This window comes from Klebsiella sp. JB_Kp042 (assembly GCF_040065275.1).
Lineage (GTDB): Bacteria > Pseudomonadota > Gammaproteobacteria > Enterobacterales > Enterobacteriaceae > Klebsiella > Klebsiella quasipneumoniae.
The window spans coordinates 1-4,532 of sequence record NZ_JBEAJL010000054.1; the positions used below are offsets into that span (position 1 = coordinate 1).

A 4,532-nucleotide genomic window follows, 5' to 3' on the forward strand; every position below is an offset into this window, starting at 1 on the left:
GCACATCCAACACGGAGCCGGTGGTGCGCCTGAACGTTGAGTCCAGAGCGGATACTGCGTTAATGAATGCAAAAACCGAAGAGATTTTAGCTCTTCTCAAGTAATGCATTATCCATAATGGAAGCCATAGGGTCAGATTTTAATCGTATTATTGACCTTATGGCTTATTCTTGACATCCCACTGGTCAAAGCGTAAAACCGCCCACAGCATTATTTAATTTCGTGGCTATCCGCCATTACCCAGTTAACTGATTAAAGTGTAATCGAATGAAAATTACTATTTCCGGTACAGGTTATGTTGGTTTATCGAACGGTATCCTGATTGCGCAAAACCACGAAGTGGTGGCCCTGGATATCGTACAGGCCAAAGTGGATATGCTTAACCAGAAGATCTCTCCGATTGTCGATAAAGAGATTCAGGAATATCTGGCAGAAAAGCCGTTAAATTTCCGTGCCACCACGGACAAGCACGACGCCTATCGTAATGCCGACTACGTGATCATTGCGACGCCGACTGACTACGATCCGAAAACCAACTACTTTAATACCTCAACGGTTGAAGCGGTTATTCGCGATGTCACCGAGATCAACCCGAATGCGGTGATGATCATTAAATCGACCATCCCGGTGGGGTTCACCCGCGACATCAAAGAACGTTTAGGGATTGATAATGTTATTTTCTCTCCTGAGTTCCTGCGTGAAGGCCGTGCGCTGTACGACAACCTGCACCCGTCGCGTATTGTCATCGGTGAGCGCTCTGCGCGTGCCGAACGTTTCGCAGACCTGCTGAAAGAAGGTGCGATCAAGCAGGATATCCCGACCCTGTTTACCGACTCCACTGAAGCGGAAGCGATCAAACTGTTCGCTAACACCTATCTGGCGCTGCGCGTTGCCTATTTCAACGAACTCGACAGCTATGCTGAAAGCCAGGGGCTGAACAGCAAGCAGATTATTGAAGGGGTTTGCCTGGATCCGCGGATCGGCAACCACTATAACAATCCGTCCTTTGGCTACGGCGGCTACTGCCTGCCGAAAGATACCAAGCAGCTGCTGGCGAACTACGAATCGGTCCCGAACAACATTATCGCGGCTATCGTCGATGCCAACCGTACCCGTAAAGACTTTATTGCGGATTCTATTCTCGCCCGTAAGCCAAAAGTGGTGGGTGTGTATCGCCTGATCATGAAGAGCGGGTCAGACAACTTCCGTGCCTCTTCTATTCAGGGCATTATGAAGCGCATCAAGGCAAAAGGTATTCCGGTTATTATCTATGAACCGGTGATGCAGGAAGATGAGTTCTTTAACTCACGCGTCGTGCGCGACCTGGATGCCTTCAAACAAGAGGCGGATGTGATCATTTCTAACCGTATGGCGGAAGAGCTGGCGGATGTCGCGGATAAGGTTTATACCCGCGATCTGTTTGGTAACGATTAATTCTGCCTGTCTGACACTGGCGGCTCCCCGCCGCCAGTATGCTTCTTTATCTCCCCGCTATATCCCTCACTGCGCGTATTTCTCGCACATTCAGATTAACCTCAATAAATTGTGATGGACATTACGATCCTGCTCAAAACCCGTTGCGGGTTGAAAACAGGTCCGATAAGTTAAACTTACCTTGTGAAGAGCTACCGTCACTGTGATGTAGATGCCGGAGATAAGCGCCGGGAGGTAAAACGAAGCCTGCAACGCAGGCTTTTGTTATTTATGCCCTGAGGAAATATGAGGAACAGGGCGCGAGTAACGTTATTTTTTCTTGCCTTAAGGCCACGCCAAAACGCAGAATGAACGGTCATTCTGTCATATCATTTTTTTATCTCTTAATATTATCTTAATCTAAATGCAATATGGAGCGAGTCTTACCACTTGCGTTTATTAAACGTCAGTTTTGTTTTCTTTCTGTCTTTCAGATATGAAATTAAAAAGAAAACAGACACAGCAAGTAGTATGGCAGCCACTACTAAGAAAAATAGGTTTTCCATAATATCTACCACAGCTTTTTGTTGGTTGAATCATTAGCATGTTAAGCAACACGTCAGCCCGGAAGCGCTGAATTGCGATCTCTAACATATCCTGTTCTTAAGAAAATTCCTACAGAAAGTAATGTCTTTTATTTATCAGGAGAAAATGCTGAAGGAGCCATTAAAAATAGTATTGAAAAGAGTGACAGCAGGGGACCAGGCTTAAAGTTGTTGGCTTTTTCGCTGGCGGGCAGATGAAACTGGTTTCAGCACCGTCGTTAAAACCAGTAAAAATTATTCTTTAGCACAAAAAAGTATAGCCTGTGCCAGGCTCGGGTAAAGAAATGAATGATAAAGGAAGACAATACGGGAGGCTTATCCGTTGCCGCAATCAGCGGATTGCGGCAGGGCAGAGACAGGTTAGATCTGATAGTAATCCTTATACCACTCCACGAAGTTCTTCACGCCTTCTTTCACTGACGTCTGTGGCTTAAAGCCCACCAGGTCATACAGCGGCTGGGTGTCTGCACTGGTGTCCAGCACATCGCCCGGCTGGATCGGCATCATATTCTTCTTCGCTTCCATCCCCAGGGCTTCTTCCAGGGCGGTGATATAATCCATCAGTTCCACCGGCGAGCTGTTGCCAATGTTATAGACCCGGTACGGCGCGGAACTGGTGGCCGGGGAACCGCTCTCAACGGTCCAGTCGGCATTGGCCTGCGGGATCACATCCTGAACGCGCACCACCGCCTCGACGATATCGTCGATATAGGTGAAATCGCGCTTCATCTTGCCGTAGTTGTAAACGTCGATACTTTTCCCTGCCAGCATCGCTTTCGTGAACTTGAACAGCGCCATATCCGGGCGGCCCCACGGACCATAGACCGTAAAGAAGCGCAGCCCGGTGGTCGGGATGCCGTACAGATGGGAATAGGTATGCGCCATCAGCTCATTGGCTTTCTTGGTGGCGGCGTACAGGGAGACCGGATGATCGACGGAATCCTCCGTGGAGAACGGCATTTTGCGGTTAAGGCCGTAAACCGAGCTGGAGGAGGCGTATACCAGGTGCTTCACTTTGGTATGGCGGCAGCCTTCCAGAATATTCAGGTACCCCATCAGGTTTGCGTCGGCGTAGGCATACGGGTTTTCCAGCGAATAGCGCACGCCGGCCTGGGCCGCCAGGTGGATCACGCGGTCAAACTGTTCTGCGGCGAACAGCGTCGCCATACCCTCACGGTCGGCAAGATCCAGCTGCTGGAAATGGAATGCCGGAGAGGACAGGCGATCCAGACGGGCCTGCTTCAGGCTGACGTCATAATAGTCGTTCATGTTGTCGATCCCGACAACGTCATGCCCTTCATTCAGCAGGCGCTGCGCGATATGAAAGCCGATAAAACCTGCGGCACCAGTGACCAAAAACTTCATATTTTTCCTCCGGGGTGTGGATATCCCGTTCTACATAAGGGCCGATTTTACACTGGCTTGCGGCTGGGATCACTTGCTTTGCCGCGTCTTATCCGCCAGGCGCGAAGTGAAGGGCGCTTTTTTCTGGCAAAATCGTGGTGGCAAAGGCTGATAAATAACAACGTTTCTCATTTGACTGTTAGCTGTCGAATAATAACCTTATGACCTGTCAGCGGTTTAGCGATTCATGGTGCAATCATAAAGGTCGCCAATCCCCCCGGTATGGCGTAATTTTGTTTAAAGATATATTTTCGTCAGCGGCTGATTTAGCAAATGGGCAAAATCTCTGTAGTGTTTTCTCTGGTTTTTTGATGAATATCAATGGATTAGATTGGTTTTGTTTGTTTAGTGAATGTTTATAATGTGTATTATTTGAGTAATCCATTAATCAGTAGGCTTTTTTATTTTTATTCCCCGCGACCAGCGCTATAATCTGCGGACGATTTTCTTTGTGGAATGTGCAGTGTAGAGCATGAGTCGTTTATCCCTCCTGTCGGAACAAAGCGCCGTCGCCATGTGCAAAGGGCCATCAAGCCTGGCCGCGCGTTGTCTCCCTGGTGGCGAAAGCGATGTCTCTTCTTATCTTTCCCCGCATCGTGGACGCTCCTTTCTGACGCTTGCTGACACCGGCAGGCCGCCCGTTTCCCTTTCGTCGGTGGCGGAAAGCGCACGCGTGATACCCTGCGTAAATGAGAAAGTCCTGATGGTTAACCCGGCGGCAAATGCGGAAAGTGTGGGGCATTTCGCGGCCAGGTGAGGACAGATGTACATTAAAAGCAGAGATATGTCCCAGGACATATCTCTGCTTTTAGGTTTTCAGGACACCCGTTCCGTCAGGCTGGCTTTTCAGGCCGCTGAGTGAACGTTCTGCCGATAGCCTGAAGCGAAAGAGGGTGGCGTTTAGCCTGAAACACGGGAGCAGTACGCATTTTGGTTGCGACAGCCAATGGCGGTAGCGTGCCTGAAAAAGGCCATTCCACCCGACGGTCGATTGATTGATAGTAAAATAAAGCAATTATTTATTTAAGGATTTCATTATGTTACTTCCTGTAATTATGGCTGGTGGTACCGGCAGTCGTCTCTGGCCGATGTCTCGCGAGCTTTACCCGA

4 protein-coding genes and 1 pseudogene are annotated in these 4,532 nt (G+C 49.0%); 3 read left to right on the top strand and 2 right to left on the bottom strand.

All coding sequences use genetic code 11. The features are described 5' to 3' along the window. Together ABLV54_RS12845 and ugd are read left to right on the top strand one after the other, a co-directional pair. Nucleotides 1-104, top strand: a pseudogene (locus ABLV54_RS12845) (phosphomannomutase); the annotation flags it as partial. Nucleotides 105-267: 163 nt separating this feature from the next. Next, a complete protein-coding gene (gene ugd / locus ABLV54_RS12850) occupies nt 268-1,434 on the top strand; it encodes a UDP-glucose 6-dehydrogenase (protein ID WP_000704810.1) in 1,167 nt (388 codons plus the stop codon). Between the two features lie 422 nt (nt 1,435-1,856). On the opposite strand, the gene ABLV54_RS12855 is transcribed toward ugd, so the two are convergent. Next, complete coding sequence (locus tag ABLV54_RS12855) at nt 1,857-1,979, bottom strand: small membrane protein (RefSeq protein WP_000429184.1); 123 nt, start codon at nt 1,977-1,979, stop codon at nt 1,857-1,859. A 399-nt stretch (nt 1,980-2,378) separates the two neighbouring features. Next, nucleotides 2,379-3,383 (bottom strand): NAD-dependent epimerase, encoded by a 1,005-nt coding sequence (locus tag ABLV54_RS12860; RefSeq protein WP_044524123.1) that lies wholly within the window; start codon nt 3,381-3,383, stop codon nt 2,379-2,381. A 1,076-nt stretch (nt 3,384-4,459) separates the two neighbouring features. Here ABLV54_RS12860 and ABLV54_RS12865 point away from each other — a divergent pair. Next, the coding region (locus ABLV54_RS12865) for a sugar phosphate nucleotidyltransferase (protein ID WP_142245722.1) at nt 4,460-4,532 on the top strand (73 nt) is incomplete at its 3' end.

Coding starts and splice junctions, on each gene's coding strand:
- ugd (WP_000704810.1), top strand. CDS start 268: ATGAAAATTACTATTTCCGGTACAGGTTATGTTGGTTTATCGAACGGT.
- ABLV54_RS12855 (WP_000429184.1), bottom strand. CDS start 1,979: ATGGAAAACCTATTTTTCTTAGTAGTGGCTGCCATACTACTTGCTGTG.
- ABLV54_RS12860 (WP_044524123.1), bottom strand. CDS start 3,383: ATGAAGTTTTTGGTCACTGGTGCCGCAGGTTTTATCGGCTTTCATATC.